Origin of the sequence: Limimaricola sp. G21655-S1 (assembly GCF_027213785.1) — a bacterium.
Classification (GTDB): Bacteria; Pseudomonadota; Alphaproteobacteria; order Rhodobacterales; family Rhodobacteraceae; genus Limimaricola.
In genome coordinates this window covers 1-262 of sequence record NZ_JAPWGO010000299.1, presented here as the reverse complement: position 1 = coordinate 262, position 262 = coordinate 1, and the positions used below count along the sequence as shown (strand labels likewise).

Below are 262 nucleotides of genomic sequence, written 5' to 3'. Positions count from 1 at the left end.
TCGCTGCACTGGAGGCCCAACTGGCCGCCAGAGAGGCCGAGTTGGCGAAACTGAGCGTTGCCGAACGGACACTCTACCGCGAACAGATCAAGGAGTTTGCAGCGGCTCGTTCGCTCGACCTGAGCGAGAGCGAGAGTCGCTATCTGATCGATGCCCAGTTGCGCAAGGCAGGCTGGGAAGCCGATACCAAAAACCTCAAATTTGCCAATGGCACCCGCCCGCAAGCGGGCAGCAATATGGCGATTGCCGAGTGGCCTACGGC

General features: G+C 60.7%; 1 protein-coding gene. It reads left to right on the top strand.

The features are described from left to right. A partial coding sequence (locus O4G76_RS20855) for a hypothetical protein (RefSeq protein WP_269399020.1) occupies window positions 1-262 on the top strand: 262 nt, incomplete at both ends.